This window comes from Mucilaginibacter gossypiicola, assembly GCF_900110105.1.
Lineage (GTDB): Bacteria > Bacteroidota > Bacteroidia > Sphingobacteriales > Sphingobacteriaceae > Mucilaginibacter > Mucilaginibacter gossypiicola.
This window is the reverse complement of the sequence record NZ_FOCL01000009.1, coordinates 221941-243946: the sequence shown is the minus strand read 5'-3', so window position 1 is coordinate 243946 and position 22006 is coordinate 221941. Positions and strand designations below refer to the sequence as shown.

The following is a 22006-nucleotide window of genomic DNA, read 5'->3' as shown; positions in this document are numbered from 1 at the left end:
GTTTAATAACTCATCCAAATTAATAAAATACTAATGGATAATATCTTAACGGCTAAATTAAGGTAGATGGTATGTTGCGCTGAACCAGGGAGAGACTGGTTTTGAAATAAGGTTATCCGTAGATTTAATGAATTCTCTTAACAAGCTGTTTAAAAATGAGAGAAAGTATTTTTGTAGAGACGCATAATTGCGTCTCCCGGAGGACAAGCCGATTTCAAGAGCGTCACTACTGCCGTAAATTGCAAGCGTAAGACGCAATTATGCGTCTCTACATTCAAAACTATCGTTTTTAAACAGTCTCTAAGAACATAGGTGTGCTAAATGGGTATCATCAAAAGTTTAAACAACTGGTAAAAGGTTATTTAAAAAGGAAAATCGTCATTGCGAGGTACGAAGCAATCGCGAACAAGCAGAGAGGTTGTGCAAGGCCGCCCTGTAAAGTAAGGGATTGCTTCGTACCTCGCAATGACGTTGGCGGATATATTGGCTATCCCGAAAGCGGACAGCTATATGTTCGGTTGTATTACAGTGTGGGGAAAGAAAAACATGTAGTTTTTTATATATCAATAGATTATAAATTTGGAACAGGGATTGAGTCATCTAAGTAAATTGAAAACTTATACGTTTCATATCAACGCTTATGATCTTGCTTTTTTGGGAGTTATCTTCCTTGGAGCTGGCTTCGCTATGCTTTTATGGTTTACCCAAAAGCTAAACAGGGCTGCAAACCGGTTTCTGGCCCTGGCGCTGTTAGCTGTCGTTTTGTACATAGCCCGGATACTGGCCATTGATATTCACCTGACAGCTTATATCCCCAATTGGAGCCGGTTGCCGATGCAATTTTCACTGGCTATTGGTCCGCTCATCTACTTTTACGTGCTTAAAACAACAGGGCCGCAATATAAATTCCGGTTAAAGGATTTGCTGCATCTCATCCCACTTTTATTCGAACTGGGCGTTCAGCTTCTCTGGATCAAACAGAGTATTGAAACCGGCAAGCCCACCTACGAAACACAGGCTTTTCGGCAGTTTGGCCTTGTTCTGCAGGTACTGGCACTTATCTCGGTTGTAATTTACCTCTATGCAGCGCACCGCCTGATAGCAAATTTTTACCGGCGCCTGAAATTTAATAATGGCGACCGGTACCGGTATGAAATGAAGTGGCTGCAACATCTGCTTATCGGTTTAGGCATTTTATGGATTTGCTGGGTAATTGTTGCCGGTATAGATTATTCTTATTATCGCCATCAATTGGGTATTCAGGCCTATTATCCCTTATTTATCCTTTTAGCGATACAGATTATCCGGATGGGAGTCATCGTTTTTTCAAAACAGGAAGCCGGATTAATTCCGGCTATACCGCAAGCTTTTAAACCGTCACTGCCGCCAGAGTCAAAGCAGAAGGGGGCCTGGCTAAAAAAAGTAGTGAGGGTAAATCTCTATTACCTGGATCCAGAGATTAATTTACGTTCACTGGCCGAAAAGCTCGATTTGCACCCCAACGAACTATCACGGATAATTAACACAGTGCTCAAAAAAAGCTTTAATGATTTTATTAATGAATACCGTGTTGCAGAGGTAGTCCAAAAAATGCAGGACCCGGCTTATGATCATTTAACCCTGCTCGGCATTGCATTTGAATCGGGCTTTAATTCAAAAACTACCTTTAACCGTACTTTTAAACAAATGACCGGTAAAAGCCCGGCAGAATATAAACTTGAACTAAAAAAAGAGCGACCATATTATAAGATGGAACGCCCGCCCCGTTTTGCGACGGTAATTTCGTACCAGGAAGCGGCTCCAATGTGGACCGTTAAGAAACCAAATCGCAAAGCAATGTTCAAAAATTACTTTAAAATCGCCTGGCGCAACCTCATGCGCAACAGGAGCTATGCAACTATCAATATCGCCGGTTTGGCAATTGGCATAGCTGCCTGTCTGCTCATATTTCTGGTTATTCAGTTTGAAACAAGTTTCGATAGCTTTCATGCCAATAAAGACCGCATCTATCGTATCGTAACGGTAAATAGTGGTCCCGATGGTACGCATGCCGGCTCAGGAACTCCGTTGCCGCTGGCAGAGGGATTAAAACTTGACTTTCCGCAAATAAAGCAAGTAGCTAACGTTATGCTGAACGATGGCTCGCACTATGCTGTACATACAGGTAATGATGGCGGTACGGTGAAGAAGTTTAAGGAAGATCTGGCTTATTATGCAGATCCCGGCTTTTTTCAGATTTTTAATATCAAATGGCTGGCCGGCGATAAAAATACTGCTTTATCGGAGCCTAAAACTATTGCATTATCCCGTGACGAAGCCGATAAATTTTTTGGTGATTGGCATACTGCCATGGGGAAAACAGTGCGTTACGAAAACAGGCGCGATCTTAAAGTGACCGGTATATTTGAGGATACCCCGGTCAATACTGATTTTCCGATGAAACTGGCTGTCTCCTGGGTTACGCTTATTGAAAAAGACGGGGACCTTAGCGGCAATGCCCAGGATTGGATAAGTACCTTCGGCGACAGGAACTGTTATATTGTTTTGCCTCCCGGCATGGACGAAAAACAGCTTAATACCGGGCTTGCGTCGCTTGCAAAAAAACGCATCCCTGCGCCTTACAATAAAAATGAGATCTTTCAATTACAAGCCCTGAAAGATATGCATTATAACACCGAGGTTGGCTTGTACATAAAGCATCCGTTCAGTAAGCAGTTGATTAATGTTATCAGTTTAATTGGCTTATTCCTGCTGATCATTGCCTGCGTTAACTTTATCAACCTCGCTACTGCCCAGGCCGTAAACCGTTCAAAAGAGGTGGGGATACGCAAAGTGTTAGGGAGTAACCGGTACCAGCTGGTGCTGCAGTTCATCACCGAAACGTTGATCATTACTTTATTTGCTGTTGTACTGGCTTCAATAATTGCACTCATCGCTTTGCCAATGTTGAATAGCCTGCTTGAGGTGCAGATAAGCGGAGGTTTCCTGGCAAACCCAACGGTGGTTTTGTTTTTGGCAGGAGTGGTTGTTGGGGTTACTTTTCTGGCCGGGTTCTACCCTGCACTGGTATTATCCGGATTTAACCCGATGGAAGCGTTGAGAAACAAGATCGACGCCGGACGCGCGAGCGGAATTTCCTTACGACGGGTGCTGGTGGCAGCACAATTCTGTATAGCGCAATTTCTGGTGATAGGTACCCTTGTATTAATTTACCAGATGAATTATTTTAAAAATAAATCGCTTGGGTTTAATAAAGATGCTGTAATTACCATTCCTTTTCCGGGCGACAGCATCAGCCGGGCGAGGGTAAGTGCTTTAAAAGATCAGCTTTTGCAGCAGCCGGGAATTAAGGATGTAAGTGCCAGTTTATACGCTCCATCTGATAACAGCGGATGGTTCAGCGATTTTAAATTTAACAATTCGGCCAAACAGGTTGATTTTGGCGCCTGCCTGAAATGGGCCGATGCAGACTATTTTAGGTTGTATGGCATCCAGTTTGTAGCCGGTGGCCCGTACAAAAAAACTGATACAATAGCCGGTTATGTTGTTAATGAAACCTTGATCCATAAACTTGGTATTACCAACCCCAAGGAAGCCATAGGCAAAAATATCATGTTATGGAATAACAACAGTTTGAAGGCCCGGATTACCGGTGTAGTAAAGGATTATAATGTTAGCTCATTGCGTGGTGCTATCCCGCCGGTGTTGATGGGAGCATGGAAGTCACAATATTCGAAGTTGAATATCAAGATCCAGCCTCAAAATGTAAGGCAAACCCTTGAGAATGTTGAAGCTTTATGGAACAAAACGTTCCCGGAGGGAGTGTATGAATATCAATTCCTTGATAAAACGGTAGCCGATTTCTACAGGAACGAAGATGAATTGGCTACACTCTATAAAATATTCGCCGGTATAGCCATATTTATTTCGTGCCTTGGCTTGTATGGCCTTGTATCATTTATGGCACTACAACGGACAAAAGAAGTGGGCATACGTAAAACCTTAGGTGCTTCTGTTGGGCATATAGTGTATTTGTTTTCAAAAGAATTTACGGTGCTTATTATCATTGCATTTGCCATATCAGCCCCTATTGGTTATTATTTTATGCATAAATGGCTGCAGGAATATACTTACAGGATCAGCATTGGGCCCGATATATTTATTGTGGCAATAGCAGCATCGGTGGCCATTGCCTGGATAAGCGTAGGCTACAAGGCTGTAACAGCGGCATTGGCTAACCCTGTAAAAAGTTTGAGGAGCGAGTAAAGCAGCAGGAAACGCAACAATGTTCCCCTCAGGGTCCTCTGTGAGTTTAAGTTAACCCTCAAAATGATTATTGCCGATTGATTAATCAGCGCGAGTTGAACCCCTCTGGGGTTCGGGTAAGGGGAGGGACGTTATTTCTACAAACCTATTCCCCCTCTGGGGGATTTTTATTGGTTAATAAATAGATATTAATAGAGAGGTTCTTAAGGACAGATGCACCAGAGGTGCAAAAGGTTTGTAGCCTAAAAATTATAGAAATGCCCTTTGCCCCAGAGGGGCAAAACACGACGTCTTACCGTTAAGCGACGAGCAATTTTGTGGGTTAACTTAAACTCGTAGAGGACCCTGATGTATACGTCATGCTGATTTGCTGTTCTGCATATCCTGGTAGATGTTTAGACCCCTGAGGTAACATAATCATCCCTATAAAAACTCAACTACCAATTGTTCCCATTCCTCATCCAAAGAGATATCCGGCCGGGTTTGCCTTGCTTTGCTGTACCAGTAATCGGCATTCCAGATGTCACCTTCTTTACGGTGCAGGTAGGCATGTACCCAGGCCGATGCCCGATCATCCAGGTGATCAACCTGTGCATGGGCTTGATGCCAATTGCCTTTGCCATCATACCAAAGGCTTTTTAACTGGGCGGTGAGCCCGCTAACAGGCTGTTCTGAATTTAATGACGCTTTAAATTCGGCTAAAGTTTTCATCGGGCAATAATTTTTTTCAAAAATAAGCCTTAAACGCGATTTATGTATGAGATTGACAGCAATAATAGGTTTGTAAACATGGGTAGCAGCAAGAAAAATATATGATCTTATTGCGCTTAACGGAGTCTTCAAAATCCTTTTGGGGAAAGGTTGAGGTTTTTGAATTTAATATCGCGGTTTCTAAAACCAGTAGAACAAAAACTTTTTTCTTTGCAAAATAGCCTGCAGCTTAACTATCAAAAATTATCACACAAAATGAAGCAAAAAGAATTAACAGAATTATCAAACGAAGAATTATTACAGGAAGCAAAAAAGATCAAATCCAGCAAGATTTTCGATGCTGCGATCTTTGGTTTTTTGATTGGGGTTGCTGTTTATAGTACCGTAAGAAATGGGTTTGGTTTATTAACTTTTCTTCCCATTATCTATATACCAATAGCTGCTAAAAATAAAGCCAGAAATAAAGCCTTGGAAGGCCTGTTAAAAGAGAGGAATTTAAATTAGGAGATGGCTGAAAATCACCGGAAATACAAGAAGATATTTATCGAATGCCTGTTCCTTACATAGGCATGGCATTCTGATTGGTGTAAAATACAAAAGCTGCTTTACTTTCGCAAAGCAGCATCATGCCGTAAGGAAAACCTCCCGAACAAGTTTTTAGAAGTGAAGTATCAGGATTTGAGCGGACCAACGTGCCGGTAAGTATTGATAAGCAAACCTGTAGGTGTGCTTTTGGTATCAACAAAAGCAAGTTCCCGGGCGCCGATGCTGTCGGCCAATAAGCGTTTGCCCCGACCCAGTAAAACAGGGTAGGTGATGAGTACAACCTCGTCGGCCAGCCCCTGGTCAAGCAGGAGGGATGTCAGGGTAGAACTTCCCACCACGATCAGGTCGGGGCCATCGGTTGATTTGAGATCGCGAATTGCCGCTGCAATATCCCCGCTTAAGCCTTTTACCGGCCCCCATTCTAAGCTGCCGGGTTTGTTAGTTACTATGTATTTTGTTGCGGCATTGATAGCATTCGCCATTGGAAAATCTCCGGCAGTAGGCCAAAAACCACTAAATATATCGTAAGTATTACGGGCAAGCAGCAGGTCAAAATTTGATCCGTATGCTTCTAAAAGCGCCGCCGCTCCTGCAGGGCTCCGATACGGTGTTGTCCATGCACCATAGGTGTAATCTCCATCATGTTCTATCACGCCATCCAGCGAAATATGTTCAAAAATTCTGATTTTTCTCATTTGTTTATAATTGGTTTATAGATAGCTCTGTTATTTATGTTCTTTGCTTGAAAATGGAATCCCCGAAAAATCTCAAACTCCTTATTTGAAAAACTCGCGGTTTGCTATTGTAAAAAGCCATTCAGCAGATCCAATATGGTTTTTGTTTGCTGCATTAGGCCAACGTGGCTCTGCGCCGGTACAATGGCTAAATGCGATTTTGGCATGGGGGCCAGATCTGCAGCTACGCCACCTCCCAGTAGTTGGTATGTTTTTGCCAGCTCCACTTTGTCCAGGCCGTCATTATCGCCCGAGATAAGCAATACCGGTGAAGTAATCCTGGCAATATTGGCATCACCAACGTCAAAGGGTACGCCGGCAAAAGCAATCATCTGTTCCACAAACTTTATCCATTTTGTTTTATCGGGCGCTACTGCATCATATCCCGTATGTAGAGGAGTATTGTTAAAAAACTCAGGCTTAAATCCTTTAAACCCGCTGTTTACAACAGGCAGCCAGCCGCTGCTTTTATAGGTAGAAGAAATGATCACTAATTTTTTTACCCGTTTAGGGCTTTTTACGGCTAATTGATAAGCTATGGAACCGCCCATACTGTATCCGGCAACATCGGCACTGTCAATTTTTAAAAAATCCATTACCCCATCTACATCACTTGCCAGGGTAGCAATATCTAATTTTCGGTCTGAATATGGCGAGTGCCCATGTCCCTGCATTTCAAGGGCAATTACTTTTCTTGTTTTTGATAGTTCGGGTATTAGTTGTGCCCAGTTCATCTCAATGGTATAGAAAGCACCGTGCAGTAAAACGATAGGCTTACCCTCACCATATACCTCGTAATAAACTTTTATGCCATTAACGGGGGCGTAACCACTGGCGGCAGGTTTAAGCTGTTGCCCCTTTGATTGAAATACTGTTAAAAAAAGCATTGCAATTATTAACGCCGGTTGGAGGGCATTAGGCCCCTTAAATGCTGTTTCCATAAAATGCTATTTAATTATTGTGATTTGATTGACAATACAAATGTCGGTGGTATATGAGGATTTTGCGCTGTGCAAAAGCGACCACTTGAGGGGTGTATCGCGACAAGATATCGCGATTATGATGCCATTTAAGCCAATCATGCACCGACACCGCCGTATCAATGCCTGGCTTAATCATATGCTTGCGATTCACAACAAGCGGTTAACGACCATGTTTCCTATAATATAAATCCCAGATATATTTATAATTACCAACCGGCCCGGCCGAAGGGTCGGTTGCATTAAATACGTACTCGTGATGGACGGTGAGGGTAGAATCTGTAAACTGCCTAAGCACCATTTTATCCGAAACGGGTGTCAAAGCTGGCGGTGAACTTGGTGGGCCGCCATAGCTGATTGTATTTAACCCGGCCAGGTAGGATGATACAAATAAGCTGCTGTCGGTAAGCCGGTAAGTTCCGGCAACTTCGTCTTTCACCACTCCATATGTTGATAGTGCCGGGTACCAGTCCATCGCCAAACAGGTATAAGTGCTGTCGTTATTAAAAATCACGTAAGCTAAATTATAAGGAGCGGCAGCGCCGGTGGTATTCGATATTTCTGCGCCATCCCGGTATTTCACGAATTTTTCTGCGCTTACATCCCACCGGCCAACCAATGTTATTGGCGGCGGAGTGATAACAACCGGCTTTTTCATCGAATCGACACCCGGTTTTGAAGAAGTAATACTATCACTTTTACGACATGAGGCAACGCAAATAATTGCAAAAAGGCAGGGAAATAGGAGTAGCGGTCTTCTCATAGTTGTTGGAATGATAATCAGTTGATTTAAAAGTAGTAATAAAATAGAGGATTTAGTAATGGTTGTAAATCAATATATTAGATAACTAATAAAACCTATAGCCGATGACCTTATCTAAGTACGGAATATTTAAAAAAAATCAAAAACATGCATTGTGTGGCATGTTCGGATTTATCATAATGATCAATTTTTTATGCTGCCCATGTTTTGCACAAGATGATAGTTTGAAAACGCAGGGTTATCAAGAGCGGCAGAAATTCAGTAAAATATACATTCATTTTGACAGTGACAATTATGTACCCGGCGATACTGTATGGTTCAAAGCTTATTTGATTCAGGCAGGAAATATCAAGGAGGTACCCAGGAATTTTTATTTTGAAATTTATACTCCGAATGGCCATCTGGAAAAACGGGTTACAGCACCGATTTATGAATCTACTGCTTCGGGTAGTGTTATTTTACCCGACACAAAGGGCTTGCAAGATGTATATTGCCGTGCATATACTTTGAATTTTTTGAAAGAAACCAATGGTAATGGTTACATTAAAAGGATTACGGTATCGCAAGTTAATGTATCAAGAACAAGCCAGGATTCCACTGCTGTATTACCTCGTTTTTTGCCCGAAGGAGGCGATTGGATTGATGGGCTTCCTTCCCTGGTTGCCTTTAGTTTCACTGATAATAGTGATATGCCTGTAGCTGTTAGGGGTGTTGTAAAATGTGATGGTAAGGTGCTTGCTGACTTTAAAACGCAACATGACGGTATGGGAAGCATGACAATGATTCCGGAAGCCGGCAAAGAATACATTGCCGAATGGAAAACGGCTGATGGTTTAAACCATTATACGGCGCTTCCGCAAAGAAAGCATCTGGGTGTGGCCATACACGTTAATGATGTTAAGGATGGGAAAAAGTTTTTCATATACCGAACAAAACTTGTGGATGAAAATGATAAAAATCTCACCCTTGTTGCTACGATTGAAGGATACCAAATTTACAGAGCAAAAATTAACCTCTCGCAAAATGAAGCAGCAAATGGTGTTATTCCGTTGAAGGATTTGCCAACGGGTATAATGGAAATTAAATTGCTGAATGCGGACAGCGTTCCTATAGCCGGGCGTTTAACTTTCGTGAACAATTTAAACTATGAATTTGAGGTAGATACAAAATTTACAACAGTAGATAAGCGAAAGCGCGGACTTAATCAAATTCGGTTATCTGTTAAAGATACGCTTAGGTCGAATATTTCAGTTTCTATATCTGATTATAATTGGGCAAATCGTGCTAACTGGGATGACAATATCATTTCAAACCTGCTTTTAACCGGAGAGCTTAGAGGTAAGATCGTTAACCCTTACTATTATTTTTCAAGCAAAATTGATAGTGTGTCGGGAGCCCTGGATTTGGTAATGCTAACTCACGGCTGGCGAAAATATCAATGGACCGATACAACCTGGAGGCAAACGGTCGGTTCGCTTGTTGATCACAATTATTTGACGATAGCGGGGGAGAAAAATGTAGGGGCAAAATTATCCAAAGGACTACCAGATACCGACATCAGTGTTATTATCCAGGCAGCTGATTCGAGCTCTGTTTTGGTACCTCTTAAGACTGATAAGTATGGGGCTTTTTTTAAAGATGGCCTGATATTTTATGGCGATGCGAAGTTGTATTTCAGAACCACCGATAAAACTATACAGGAAAGTTTGTATAAAACCCCTATTAGCAATGGGCTGATTGACAGTATTCCAGTATCAAATTTTAACTTAAAAGAGGAATTTCCCGTGCTGGCTGGTAGCAGTAAAAATTCATCCGGTTTACCAGTTGAGTATATTTTAAACAGGAATATTAAAACACTGAAAGAAGTAAGGATAGAGGCAAAAGCTCTTACTGAAAACCAAAAAGTTGATGAAGCGTATACATCAGGTATCTTCAGTGGGGGGATTTCCAAAAACTTTAATATTGGGAACGATAAAAAGGCCGAAAATTTTGTTTCACTTTTTCAATACCTGTTAGGGAAAATTCCGGGTTTAGAAATATCAAATGCTACATCACTTAATCCTACCGCGATATGGAGGAGGGACCCTGTTACCTTTTTTCTTAACAATCGAAAAAGTTCGGCATATGATATCCGTAACATTGGAATGTCCGAGTTTGATTATGTTAAGATATATGACCCCTCAATGGGAGGGATTTTCGGTGCATACGGAGGAGTTATTGCTGTTTATACTAAAAAAGGAAAGGGATATGATTTCAATACCCAGGAAAGCAAATATGCCACACTTCGGGGTTATTCGCCGGTAATGAAATTCTATTCGCCCCGGTATGCAACGGGAGTAAACCTCTCAATCCCGGATTATCGGAAAACTTTATATTGGAATCCCAATATAATATTCGACAAGAAAATTAAAGAGTATCTGATACAATTCTATAATAACGATCTGGCCAACAGCTTTAAACTTGTGATTGAAGGGCTAAATTCAAATGGCAGGCTAACACATATTGAAAAGGTTTTTTGAAATACAGGTAGGAGTTCAATCTCATGGCTGACACACGCGTGCTGGTGTTAATCCCATGCTTGAAGTATGAAAACTTTATGTCTAACTCATATGCTAATCCTAAAACCTCGGCAATCACCCTCTCTCAAAAATAATCTCAAATAAATTTGCGCAACTCAAAAGTTGCATATATATTTACGCAACTTTTGAGTTGCGCATTTTAAAATGAAACAAGATATATTTCAAGCCATAGCCGATCCGACACGCAGAGCTATTTTAACTTTAATTGCTATTAAGGCCTTGACGCCGAATGCAATGGCCGAAAAGTTTGATATGAGCCGCCAGGCGGTATCGAAGCACATTAAGGTATTGCACGAATGTGAATTGATCAGGCCCGAACACTCCGGCAGGGAAATTTATTATCACTTTAACGCAAAAAAGATGCAGGAGCTTGACAACTGGTTAGCCCAATTCAGGCAAAGCTGGGAAACTCAATTTAATCAGCTCGACAAAGTATTATCAACAATTAAAAAACAGAAAATATGAACAACGATTTGCTATTTGATTTTACCGTTGATAAAGCAGCGCAAACAGTATTTATAACCCGTGAATTTGATGCCGGACTTGACCTGGTATGGGATGCATTTACCAAACAGGAAATCCTGGACCAATGGGCTGCACCCGCACCAATGCGTTCAAAAACCAAATACATGAATTTTGAAGTTGGGGGACGAAGGTTTTACGCCATGATAAGCCCCGACGGACAAGAACGTTGGCTGCTGCAGAAATATACGTCTATTACGCCCAAAACCAATTTTAAACTATATAACTCTTTTGCCGATAAAGATGAAAATCCCGAATTGCCTGGCTCCGAATGGGATTACAATTTCGGCGAACAAGATGGCATAACAACAGTGAATATTTCCATTTATAATGAATCGCTTGAACGAATGGAACGCTTAACCGATGGTTTCACTAAAGGAATGATGCTGATGCTGAAAAACCTGGACGCTCTGTTTGCAAGCTTATCGCAAAAATCATAACGAGAGTAAACGATTATTAATAACCGAAGAGATAAACAAAAAAGCATAACAATTTAAAACTAAAATTATGAGAGCAATTAATCCCTGGATCAACTTCAATGGCAATGCCCAGGAAGCATTCAATTTTTACAAATCAGTTTTTGGCGGAGAGTTTACCAAAATCATTCGCTTCAAGGACCTGGCAGGCCCTGAATTTCAGGTGGCAGAAAGTGAAGAAAACAAAATAATGTACATTGGTTTACCCCTCGGCAAAAACAATGTGCTGATAGCTAACGATGTTCCCGAATTTGCAGGACGGGTAAATGAAAACGAAAACAGATCTAAAATATATACCAGCACCGAAAGCCGTGAAGAAGCCGACAAAATATTTAACGGCTTGTCGGCAGGTGGCGAAGTTGAGGGGCCAATTGGCGACAGCCCCTGGGGTACATACGCCGGTATGTTTAGGGATAAATATGGTATTGAATGGATTGTGGAGTTTGATCCTCAATCATAACGGGTACTTTAACGGAAGAAAAATCTCATTTAAAATGCACGCGTGCCGCGTATTTCAGAATCCAGCAAAAGGCCGATTACAACTTTCGTTAATCGGCCTTTTTGTGCATGGGGGCATTCGAAGCCGGTTGCTTAAACCTTACATATCGCCCCGTACATTATTTCTGCCCCTCTTTACTTTTAAAATCGGCAATGGTATTGCCATCATAACGATATACCCCATCATTGGCACCAAACCAGATACTCCCATCTTTTGCTTCTAAAATTCCGAAAACCATTCCTAAATTTGACTTTATTTGGGTTGCAGTTGGCTGTTTATCAGACAACGACTTTCCGTCATAACGGGAAAGTGCCCAGGTACTTTTGGGGCTTCCTGTTATATTTGTAAAGACATTACCCTGTTTAAAAACAGCCTGGGAGTTTTCTTGCGAGCTGGTCCAAATATTGCCTTCTCTGTCTTCGTATACATAACCAACAAAACTTTGTGTGAAATTGGTAAACGTGCGGCCATCGTAGCGCCAAAGGCCATCATTGCCTCCAAGCCAGATATTTCCCTTCTTATCTTCGATTATGGAACGGACATTTGTAAAAGGTTTGCCATCATGAGTTAAAGTAGTAAATGTTTTTCCGTCATAAATGCGGGCATAGCCCCTGGTAGCGAACCAGAATTTCCCGTTTTTGTCTTCAATAATCATATTGATATCATTATGCGTCCAATGATTTTCTGAGAGCGTATGCTGGTAAACCGACACATGCACAGAATCAGCATCAGTTGGGAGCGGCACTTCTTTTATTTTAAAATTTTGAAAAGATTTTCCGTTGTAACGGCTTGCGCCACTTGCGGTGCCGAACCAGATAGTACTGGTTTTGTCTTCATAAATATTGGTAACAGCATCGTTAGCAAGCCCATCCCTGGTTGTAAAGTTTTTAAAAGATTTGCCATCATAAAAATAAACACCTGAGCCAATAGAGCCGAACCAAAGGTTTCCCTTGCTATCCTCCAACAGCGAAAAAAAGCGGGCCGAACTTACATTATCGGTAACATTGGTAAGAGATTTTCCATCGTACCGGAAAATGCCATCAAATGCAGCAATCCAAATATTGCCTTTTCTATCTTGTATGATATTTCGGGTGATGCGGTTGGGGCCGTGAGAAATGGATACTTCTTTGGTTTCGGGCTTGGCATTGTCTTTCGGTAGGTCTGTTTTACTTTGTCCGTCGCAAAAGGTGTTAAAAACAAACACCAGGAACAAGGTGTAAACGTATGTGTAGTTCTTCATCTCTCTTTTCATTACTTTTATGTTCATAATACAGGTGATAAATGTGTCCTTAATTTTTTCAGATCATATCAATGTTGATTCACCAAAACTACTTTGATGTTTTTCGGTCTGAGGAATGTGGATTGTAAATAGAAATGTAAACTTTGTAAATAAAACCTCAATAGTATGTGGAACAGCCGAAACCTCCTCTCCGGGAAACGTAAATACCTTTGCGGATTGATATTACTTTTGTTTGGCGGTGCAACCTGCGCCGCGTTTAGTATGGCCGGCAGTAACAATTTTAATATGGCCAGGAGGGAGGTTTTGCTCCGCAAGATCGGCCATGAGCTGCTTCTGCAATCGGGCGATAGCACATCGAGGGTGCTCCCGGTAGAAAAGATAGCAGAAAATGAATACCGGATCAGGTTTGAAAAGAATCTTACTTTCCGGCCGGATTACCTCGTGAACACCACCCGGCGGCTGTTAGCTCAAGACCCGCTCGCCAGCGATTATGTTGTTAGCGTTTTGAACTGTGGCGGCGCAAGCATAGTTTATGGCTTTGCTATATCTCAAAATAAAAACAATGATATTGTGCCATGTAAGGGGAGGATACAGCCTGCAGCGTGTTACAGTATTGATATTAAATTTGAACCCAAGGATATCATTACTGCAAAGAGCGGATATTTTTTAGGCGGCCTGCCATTTTTGGCCTTTGTTGGATTTGTCTTTTTGAGATCTGTTAAACCGCAGAGGGCTTCAGATAAAGGGCAGTCTACGGGGATATTCACTTTTGGCTCGGTTTCGTTCGATCCGCAGCAGCGGCAGCTGATAATCAATAAGGAGACTATAGATCTTACCGGTACCGAAACGCGCCTGCTGCTTATTTTTGCATTATCTCCCAACCAAATTATAGAGCGAAACCGGCTGCAGAAAGAGATTTGGGAAGATCAAGGCGTTATTGTAGGGCGCAGCCTGGATATGTTTATATCAAAACTCAGAAAAAAGCTGGAATTGGATCCTCATAGCCAGATTGTTGTTGTACGCGGAAAAGGATATAAGCTTGAAGTTAGCGCTTAAGTAGAAGGAGTTCATTATGTTATCTGTTTGTGCGCGCGCGGGACATCTGCGATAATGCAGGAGAGATATTTACCGAGGTGTTTGATAATTAAACAGCCAAAAGGTGTAACTTAATCGCGCTAAATCTTTCCCAAAGAAATTATTTTATGAGCTATATCACCTATAACCTGATTGCTAAAGTTGAAAATAATCGTGACGCCTTAATAGAGGCCCTTACAAAGAACTTAAGATATCAATATGTGCATGAATTTTTCACTCCATTCCATGGCGTTGTCTGCCAAACGAATGATAATCTGAGAGAAGTTCCATTTACTCAATTTAAACAAGAGCAGTTCAATAACGAAGCAGATAAGATTTATAAAGTTGAAAATCAACTAAGAGATTACAGTATTGAACTTTCAAAAAGTTTTACCGATGCTGAAATCGCATTTATCCATGTAGACTGTTTTGGCGGTAAATGTTCATCAAATGGATTTGTTGTTAAAAACGGGCAGAAAATATACGAGAATGACGGTGGTCACTCTGCGCACATGGATATTTTAAAAAAGATATCGGCAGATTATTCGGGCTGGCATTTTCATCCATTCACCAGAAATTTTTATTCCCGCAAGGCCGGAGTAAAAGGAGGTATAGTAGGTGATATTGTCAACTTTACATTACCGGCAATTTGGATGTCTTTTGATATGGAGTTTGGTAAAAATCCATCGTATCACATTGCAGTTACGAAAAATGAACTGGTAGTAGAAAAAATGAATTTCTTTGAATTCTACTTTATGAAAATTGATGATCAATGGCTGAAGGTTTTAGGTACCATATTTGATGATTCTGCAGAAAATTTGGCTGATATGGAAAACGCGATCTCAGAAAATTTATTGGGACTTGAATATCAGGTGCAATTTGATTTGTTTGATGGCTCATTTCAAAAAAAGATTGGAACATTGCCTCTTGAGTTTGGCTTTGAAGTCTCTCAACAAAGTTACAGGTATAAAGCGTTCAACGAAAGGCCATTTCAATTTCACCCGACGGAAAATAATTCACAGCAAACAGGCTCAAAGCAGGATGAAAATGGCGAGAAGTTTTCCAATAATAAGAAAGGGTTTTTCAATAGATTATTTCGGCGGAAATAGCTTAGAAAATAAGACTTTTGGCAAGGCGATAACATTCATTACCCGAAATGGAAGAAATGTAGTAAGTAGGAAAGCCCGATGCTTTCAGTGAACCTGTTAAAGGTACTTTCGCCCTATAAGCTCACACTTTTTTGTAACATTCCAAAAAGCAAACCCGGCCCTTCCGGATGGGATTAGCCAATATACAATTTCACGAGTTTGGGTTTCTAATCCAAACTCGGCAAAATATCCTTCTGATTTAATTCCTGTTGACGTCCCTTCTATCCTTATTGATTTGTAACCACTATGCCATATAAAATCTGTATAAAAAATAGAATCAAAATCAGATTCGCCGATCCTTATGAATCTATGAGTGGTATTCAATACAAATCCGGCATTGCCGCAATTGAGTAAGAATACGGGCTTTTCATGTTCATCTAAACTTGCTCGCTGAAGAAGTGCCCGTTGAAGACCTTCAGGTATAAGATCAAAAAAAGTGAAAACTTCGGACCCTGAAAAGAAATTTCTATCCTTACCATGGTAAGAAAGGAACCAATGCTGCATCAACGCCGATATTTGATCAGGTGTTTTAAGAAACTTCTCCATGTGGATTACTGAAATAAGGTAACGGTTCCAAAAATAAAAAAGCCGCTCTGTATTAGCAAAGCGGCTTTAAATTCTGTAGCCCGTAGGGGAATCGAACCCCTGTTTGAAGAATGAAAATCTCCTGTCCTAACCCCTAGACGAACGGGCCATTTTTATTTTGTTTCCCATGGCTGGGATCGTATGGTTGCTTAACCGGACGCTTGTTAATGTCAGCAACGGTTAAGATATTAAAAAACCCCAGATCTTTCGATTTGAGGTTTCGTGTCCTGGTAGCCCGTAGGGGAATCGAACCCCTGTTTGAAGAATGAAAATCTCCTGTCCTAACCCCTAGACGAACGGGCCTTCTTTATTTTATTTCCCTTGATTTGGGATTGCAAAGATAGAGTTTAAATGATAAAATTAAAATAAATAGTAAAAAAAAGCTGAAGTTTTTATGAAAGACATTGTATATCAATTGGATAAAATAAAAAATCAAGATTAGGGTTGCAAACTTTGTTGGGTTAAGGCTATCTTTATTCCATAAATCAATCATCTTTTTATGAAAGCTATCTGGAATAACCAGGTCATTGCCGAAAGCAATGACACTATTGTTGTTGAAAATAATCATTATTTCCCTAAAGAAAGTGTTAAGGGCGAGTATCTTAAAGCCTCTGATGTACATACCACCTGCCCCTGGAAAGGGTTGGCATCATATTATTCGCTCGAAGTTGATGGAAAAGAAAACCAGGATGCTGCCTGGTATTATCCCGAACCTAAGGAGGCTGCAAAAAACATTACCAACTATGTGGCGTTTTGGAAAGGTGTAAAAATTACCGAATAAGAAAACTATGAAAACTTACGATGCCATTGTTATAGGTGCCGGTCAGGCCGGCGGCCCCTTAGCTAAACGGTTAGCTAAAGCCGGAAAAAAGACTGTTTTAATTGAGAAGCGATTTTACGGCGGCACCTGCGTTAACGATGGCTGTACGCCCACCAAAACCATGGTTGCTTCGGCAAAGGCGGCTTATATGGCCACTAAAAGCCATGAGTTGGGCGTACCTGTAAAAAAGTTTTCGGTTGATCTGGCTGCCATCAAAAAGCGGAAGGACGAAATTGTACTGCGTTCACGTAATGGTGGATTAAAAGCCGCCGAGAAAACGCAAAATCTGGATGTGATATTTGGTGAGGCTGTTTTTGCCGGTGAGAAAACGGTGGAGGTTAGGCTCAACAGCGGCAAAAAGCAAACGATTACGGCCGACCTTATCTTTTTAAACCCTGGTGCATTGCCTTTGATCCCCGAGATTGAAGGATTGAATGAGATCCAATATCTCAACTCAACCACAATCCTTGACCTCGATAAGGTGCCGGAACACCTGCTTGTGCTTGGCGGCAATTACATCGGCCTGGAGTTTGGGCAGATGTTCCGTCGCTTTGGCAGTAAGGTTACGATTCTGGAAAAATCAGAGCGGATAGTATCGCATGAGGATCCGGATATTTCTGAGGAGATGCAAAAGATTCTTGAATTGGAATCAATTAAAGTATTGAACGATGCCCATGCTATTAAGTTTAAACAAAAATCGGGCGGCAAAATAACCGTAACTGTATCCCAAAAAGGAGAGGAGCATAAGATAAAGTGCACCCACGTATTGGTGGCTGTGGGCCGTAAACCGCAAACAGAGGCACTGAACCTACCTGCAGCAGGCATCGAGGCCGACGAGCATGGCAATATCAAGGTTAATGATAAACTGGAAACCACTGCTGCCGGTGTTTATGCCCTTGGCGATGCAAAAGGCGGCCCGGCCTTTACACATATTTCCTATAACGATTATACTATTGTTTACCGTAACCTTTTTGAAGGTACGGATTATACAATAAAAGACCGCCCGGTTCCATATTGTATGTTCACCGACCCGCAGCTGGGCCGCATTGGCATTGATGAAACGCAGGCAAAAAAACAGGGGATCAAATATAAAGTTGCTAAACTGCCTATGGCACATGTGGCCCGGGCTATTGAAACCGGCGATACCAGGGGCTTTATGAAAGCTATTGTTGATCCGGATACAAAGGTGATCTTAGGGGCAACCGTGCTTGGCCCCGAAGGCGGTGAGATCATGACCGTGCTGCAAATGGCCATGGAGGGTGGCATTACATACGACAGGATCCGTTATTGTGTTTTTGCCCATCCGCTATATTCCGAATCGCTTAATAACCTTTTCATGACCCTTGGGGATTAAAACCGCCGCGCATGATCAAGGTTGACAATGTAAGCAAACATTTTGGCGGGGTTAAAGCAGTTGATGGGGTATCATTTGAGGTGGAGAGTCAGGAAAACCTTATTCTGTTAGGTACCAGTGGCTGCGGTAAAACCACCACGCTAAAAATGATTAACCGGCTTATTGAGCCAGCAAGCGGCAGTATTTACATAGACGACAAAAATATCATGGATCAGAAGCCAGAGATTCTGCGTCGTGGAATTGGCTATGTACTGCAAAATAACGGCTTGTTTCCGCACTATACCGTTGCTCAAAATATAGCAGTTGTTCCTAACCTGCTAAAATGGGATAAACAGAAAACAGAAAAGCGTACAGCCGAGCTGATGGAAAAGCTCCATCTTGATGCCTCGTATTTAAGCGTTTATCCTAATGAACTGAGCGGCGGCCAGCAGCAGCGCATTGGTTTGGCGAGGGCATTGGTGTCCGATCCGCCGGTATTATTGATGGATGAGCCTTTTGGTGCGCTGGATAATGTTACCCGCTCAAAAATTCATGCCGAATTTAAAGCTCTTGACGAGTTGAAGCGTAAAACCATTATCATGGTAACGCATGATGTGCAGGAAGCTTTTGAACTGGGCGACCGCATTTGCCTGATGGATAAGGGGAAAATTATCCAATCCGGCACACCGGCCCAGTTGCTCTTTGATCCTGTTAATGATTTTGTAAAAGATTTTCTGAAAGAGCAAAGACTGCTGCTGGAGTTTAAAACAATTACTGTTAGATCACTTTGGCATTTACTTCCTTCAGACGAAGAAATAAAAGAAGTTGGATCTGGGATCCTGGTTAATAATAAAGATAATTTATGGGCAGTTTTAGAAAGAGCTACATTTTTGAAACCTAAACGCCTTAACATGGTAGATCTGGAGAATAAGGAAGCGAAGACTGTATCTTTTGAATCTTTAATGGCGGCCTTTTATCAATATAAAAACCATCAGGCCCATGAATGAGCAGCAGCAAACTTTATGGCAGTTTATACAGCAGCAGTCGGGCAAGCTGCAGGAGCAAACCCTGCAGCATATCGGCCTTACTTTTATTTCGCTGTGCATAGCGGTATTGGTGGGCTTACCGCTGGGTATACTCATTGTTAGGCGAAAGCGACTGGCAGGCTTGGTGTTGGGTATTGCCGGTGTATTGCAAACTATTCCAAGCATAGCTTTACTTGGTTTTATGATTCCACTTTTGGGTATCGGCCCCAAACCGGCCATTGTTGCCCTGTTGCTATATGCGTTATTACCCATTATTCGCAATACATACACCGGCATTTTGGGAGTTGACCCGGCGGTTAAGGAAGCGGCTTTAGCCATGGGGATGAGTAAATGGCAAATATTATTTAAGGTTGAATTGCCGCTGGCTATGCCGGTGATATTTGCCGGGATTCGCACGGCTACGGTGATTAACGTGGGCGTTGCAACGCTGGCTTCCCTCATAGCCGCCGGTGGCCTGGGCGAGTTTATTTTCGGCGGTATTTCGCTTAATAATACCAATATGATATTGGCGGGGGCAATTCCGTCTGCGCTGCTGGCTGTTATCTTCGATCTGTTGTTATCGATGGTGCAAAAGATCAGCTTTAAAAAGTTAAAGAGGGTTATTTATGTATTTCCAATACTGCTGATAGTTTTATGCTTGTTTTACATCGTTCCCGCAAAATCAGAGGGGAAGCTTGTAGCTGGTTTTACACCCGAGTTTATGGGGCGTCAGGATGGCGATCTCGGTCTCCGGAGCAAATACGGCTTAAAGATCCATACAATCGTGATCAGCGATGCGGTAATGTATAAAGCTGCATTTGAAAAGCATCTGGATGTGATCAGCGGTTACTCAACCGATGGCAGGTTAAAAGCCTATGATTTGGTTGTGCTGGATGACGATAAGCATATTTTCCCGCCGTATTATGCAGCGCCAATAGTGCGCGATGATGTTCTGAAAAAATTTCCTGACCTTGAGCCGACATTGAACCTGCTTGCAGATAAAATAAATGATTCAGTCATGACGGTTTTAAATTACCGTACCGACTATCTTCACCAAAGCCCCGAGCGCGTTGCAAAGGATTTTTTGGTTGCCAATAAATTGTGGCGACCGGAGAAGGGTGGGAGTGATGGCATTGTGCGTATAGGCTCGAAGATATTTGGCGAACAATACATCCTGGCCAATATGTACAGTATGCTGATAAAAGGCTATACCGATCATGAGGTATCAACAAAAACGGGCCTCGGGGGCACTAAAATTTGTTTTGACGCGCTAACCAATAACCAGATAGATTTTTACCCTGAATACACGGGTACAGGTTTGCTGGCCATTTTACAGGCATCGCCAAAAACAGTTAATGAAGTAACAGTAAACAGGGATAGCACATACAATTATGTACAACGCCAGTTTGAAAGTAAGTATCAGATAAAATGGCTTAAACCAATAGGATTTAACAATGCCTATGCTTTAATGATGAGGCAGCAGCAGGCCAGGCAATTGCGTATTAAAACAATTTCAAACTTAAAACAGTTTTTGGATAGGAAGTAACATCAATGGATTTAATAGACCGGTACAAAGAGGTACGCCAGCGTACGGAAAAAATTTGCTTTTATCTTCAAACAGAAGACTATGTAGTGCAGCCCGTGGTGGATGTTAGCCCGCCTAAATGGCACATTGGTCATGTTACCTGGTTTTTTGAAACGTTTATTCTCAAGCCCTATTTTATGGGCTACCAGGAATATAATCCTGATTATAACTACGTTTTTAACAGCTACTACGAAACTGTTGGCACGCGGGTGATCCGCACCGATCGTGGTAACCTGAGCCGCCCTACAGTTGTTGAAATTTACAGCTATCGTAAATATGTTGATGAGGCCATGGAAGGCTTTTTGAGTGGTGGGGTAAGTAACGATGTTAAAGAACTGCTTATCCTTGGCTTTAACCACGAAGAGCAGCACCAGGAGCTGTTAATGACCGATATTAAATTCATATTGGGTCATAATCCGCTGTTCCCGGCTTATAATAAAAACTACGCTGCTCCACATATTGATGAAGGGGTAAATGATGCTTTTGTCAGCATGAATGAGGGCATTTATGAAATAGGCTTTACCGGTGATGGCTTTTGCTTTGATAATGAGCTTAACCGCCATAAAGTATACCTGAATGCTTACCAGATAAGCCCTAAGCTGGTTACCAATGCCGAATACCTGGAATTTATAAATAGCGGCGGTTATCATGATTTTCGTCATTGGCATGCCGAAGGCTGGGATTGGGTAAAAACCAATAAAGTTGAAGCGCCTTTGTATTGGCACCTGATAGATAATGAATGGCATAATTATACCTATCACGGCTTAGAGCCTCTGCATTTAAAAGGTCCTGTTACACATATCAGCTATTTTGAAGCTTATGCATACGCTTCGTGGAAAGGCCTTAGATTGCCAACCGAATTTGAGTGGGAAGCAGCAGCCTCGAAATTTAACTGGGGCCGCCGCTGGGAGTGGACAGAAAGTTCATACTTGCCTTATCCTGGTTTTGCCAAAGCGCCAGGCGCAATAGGCGAATACAATGGTAAATTTATGGTTAACCAGAAAGTTTTGCGCGGCGCGTCAGAAGTTACGCCGCCAGGTCATAGCCGTGCAACATATCGCAATTTTTTTCAGACAAATTTACGATGGCAATTTACTGGCATAAGACTTGCGAAGTAAAT

19 protein-coding genes and 2 tRNA genes are annotated in these 22006 nt (G+C 41.8%); 13 read left to right on the top strand and 8 right to left on the bottom strand.

The genetic code is table 11. The features are described from left to right. Positions 1 to 609: 609 nt before the first annotated feature. A complete protein-coding gene (locus tag BMX50_RS25905; protein WP_091216901.1) occupies positions 610 to 4266 on the top strand; it encodes an ABC transporter permease in 3657 nt (1218 codons plus the stop codon). 423 nt (positions 4267 to 4689) lie between these two features. Here the strand turns inward: BMX50_RS25905 and BMX50_RS25900 are convergent, their stop codons facing one another. After that, positions 4690 to 4977 (bottom strand): hypothetical protein, encoded by a 288-nt coding sequence (locus tag BMX50_RS25900; protein ID WP_091216896.1) that lies wholly within the window; start codon positions 4975 to 4977, stop codon positions 4690 to 4692. A 255-nt stretch (positions 4978 to 5232) separates the two neighbouring features. On the opposite strand from BMX50_RS25900, the gene BMX50_RS25895 reads away from it, so the two are divergent. Then, positions 5233 to 5481: a hypothetical protein gene (locus BMX50_RS25895; RefSeq protein ID WP_091217032.1), complete on the top strand. Its 249-nt coding sequence runs from the start codon at positions 5233 to 5235 to the stop codon at positions 5479 to 5481. Positions 5482 to 5648: 167 nt separating this feature from the next. On the opposite strand, the gene BMX50_RS25890 is transcribed toward BMX50_RS25895, so the two are convergent. The 3 genes from BMX50_RS25890 to BMX50_RS25880 all read right to left on the bottom strand — a co-directional run bounded on the left by BMX50_RS25890 (position 5649) and on the right by BMX50_RS25880 (position 7895). Next, a complete protein-coding gene (locus BMX50_RS25890; RefSeq protein WP_091216893.1) occupies positions 5649 to 6218 on the bottom strand; it encodes a dihydrofolate reductase family protein in 570 nt (189 codons plus the stop codon). 104 nt (positions 6219 to 6322) lie between these two features. Beyond that, positions 6323 to 7198, bottom strand: a complete 876-nt coding sequence (locus BMX50_RS25885; RefSeq protein WP_208864799.1) for an alpha/beta fold hydrolase — start codon at positions 7196 to 7198, stop codon at positions 6323 to 6325. 202 nt (positions 7199 to 7400) lie between these two features. Continuing rightward, positions 7401 to 7895 (bottom strand): hypothetical protein, encoded by a 495-nt coding sequence (locus tag BMX50_RS25880; RefSeq protein WP_091216889.1) that lies wholly within the window; start codon positions 7893 to 7895, stop codon positions 7401 to 7403. 284 nt (positions 7896 to 8179) lie between these two features. Here BMX50_RS25880 and BMX50_RS25875 point away from each other — a divergent pair, with 284 nt between their 5' ends. From BMX50_RS25875 to BMX50_RS25860, 4 genes are all read left to right on the top strand, one after another. Beyond that, on the top strand, positions 8180 to 10519 hold the full coding sequence (locus BMX50_RS25875) for a hypothetical protein (RefSeq protein WP_143065268.1): 2340 nt from the start codon (positions 8180 to 8182) through the stop codon (positions 10517 to 10519). A 204-nt stretch (positions 10520 to 10723) separates the two neighbouring features. Continuing rightward, entirely contained in the window at positions 10724 to 11044 is a 321-nt protein-coding gene (locus BMX50_RS25870; RefSeq protein ID WP_091216881.1) for an ArsR/SmtB family transcription factor, read from the top strand. Next, complete coding sequence (locus BMX50_RS25865) at positions 11041 to 11541, top strand: SRPBCC family protein (protein WP_091216878.1); 501 nt, start codon at positions 11041 to 11043, stop codon at positions 11539 to 11541. Before BMX50_RS25870 ends, BMX50_RS25865 begins: the two co-directional genes overlap by 4 nt. Before the next feature lie 67 nt (positions 11542 to 11608). Next, positions 11609 to 12037, top strand: a complete 429-nt coding sequence (locus tag BMX50_RS25860; protein ID WP_091216875.1) for a VOC family protein — start codon at positions 11609 to 11611, stop codon at positions 12035 to 12037. A gap of 157 nt (positions 12038 to 12194) precedes the next feature. Here the strand turns inward: BMX50_RS25860 and BMX50_RS25855 are convergent, their stop codons facing one another. After that, positions 12195 to 13343, bottom strand: coding sequence for a ligand-binding sensor domain-containing protein (locus tag BMX50_RS25855; RefSeq protein ID WP_244281103.1), 1149 nt, complete (start codon positions 13341 to 13343; stop codon positions 12195 to 12197). A 138-nt stretch (positions 13344 to 13481) separates the two neighbouring features. On the opposite strand from BMX50_RS25855, the gene BMX50_RS25850 reads away from it, so the two are divergent. Beyond that, entirely contained in the window at positions 13482 to 14372 is an 891-nt protein-coding gene (locus BMX50_RS25850; protein ID WP_091216871.1) for a winged helix-turn-helix domain-containing protein, read from the top strand. 146 nt (positions 14373 to 14518) lie between these two features. Beyond that, a complete protein-coding gene (locus BMX50_RS25845) occupies positions 14519 to 15499 on the top strand; it encodes a hypothetical protein (protein ID WP_091216869.1) in 981 nt (326 codons plus the stop codon). A 96-nt stretch (positions 15500 to 15595) separates the two neighbouring features. Here the strand turns inward: BMX50_RS25845 and BMX50_RS25840 are convergent, their stop codons facing one another. The 3 genes from BMX50_RS25840 to BMX50_RS25830 form a co-directional block, all read right to left on the bottom strand. Next, the gene (locus BMX50_RS25840) at positions 15596 to 16084 is read right to left on the bottom strand and encodes a hypothetical protein (protein WP_091216866.1); all 489 of its coding nucleotides are present in this window, start codon (positions 16082 to 16084) and stop codon (positions 15596 to 15598) included. Between the two features lie 76 nt (positions 16085 to 16160). After that, positions 16161 to 16232: transfer RNA gene (locus BMX50_RS25835), tRNA-Glu, on the bottom strand. A 119-nt stretch (positions 16233 to 16351) separates the two neighbouring features. Then, positions 16352 to 16426 (bottom strand) — tRNA-Glu (locus BMX50_RS25830). 196 nt (positions 16427 to 16622) lie between these two features. On the opposite strand from BMX50_RS25830, the gene BMX50_RS25825 reads away from it, so the two are divergent. From BMX50_RS25825 to egtB, 5 genes are read left to right on the top strand one after another with little or no spacing between them, the layout of a single operon-like run. After that, positions 16623 to 16904: a DUF427 domain-containing protein gene (locus BMX50_RS25825; RefSeq protein ID WP_091216863.1), complete on the top strand. Its 282-nt coding sequence runs from the start codon at positions 16623 to 16625 to the stop codon at positions 16902 to 16904. A gap of 7 nt (positions 16905 to 16911) precedes the next feature. Continuing rightward, complete coding sequence (locus BMX50_RS25820) at positions 16912 to 18297, top strand: mercuric reductase (RefSeq protein ID WP_091216859.1); 1386 nt, start codon at positions 16912 to 16914, stop codon at positions 18295 to 18297. A gap of 11 nt (positions 18298 to 18308) precedes the next feature. Then, positions 18309 to 19283 (top strand): ABC transporter ATP-binding protein, encoded by a 975-nt coding sequence (locus tag BMX50_RS25815; RefSeq protein WP_091216857.1) that lies wholly within the window; start codon positions 18309 to 18311, stop codon positions 19281 to 19283. After that, positions 19276 to 20847: an ABC transporter permease/substrate-binding protein gene (locus BMX50_RS25810; RefSeq protein WP_091216854.1), complete on the top strand. Its 1572-nt coding sequence runs from the start codon at positions 19276 to 19278 to the stop codon at positions 20845 to 20847. The genes BMX50_RS25815 and BMX50_RS25810 overlap by 8 nt, the downstream gene beginning before the upstream one ends. Before the next feature lie 5 nt (positions 20848 to 20852). Further along, the gene (egtB, locus tag BMX50_RS25805; RefSeq protein ID WP_091216851.1) at positions 20853 to 22004 is read left to right on the top strand and encodes an ergothioneine biosynthesis protein EgtB; all 1152 of its coding nucleotides are present in this window, start codon (positions 20853 to 20855) and stop codon (positions 22002 to 22004) included. Positions 22005 to 22006: the final 2 nt, after the last annotated feature.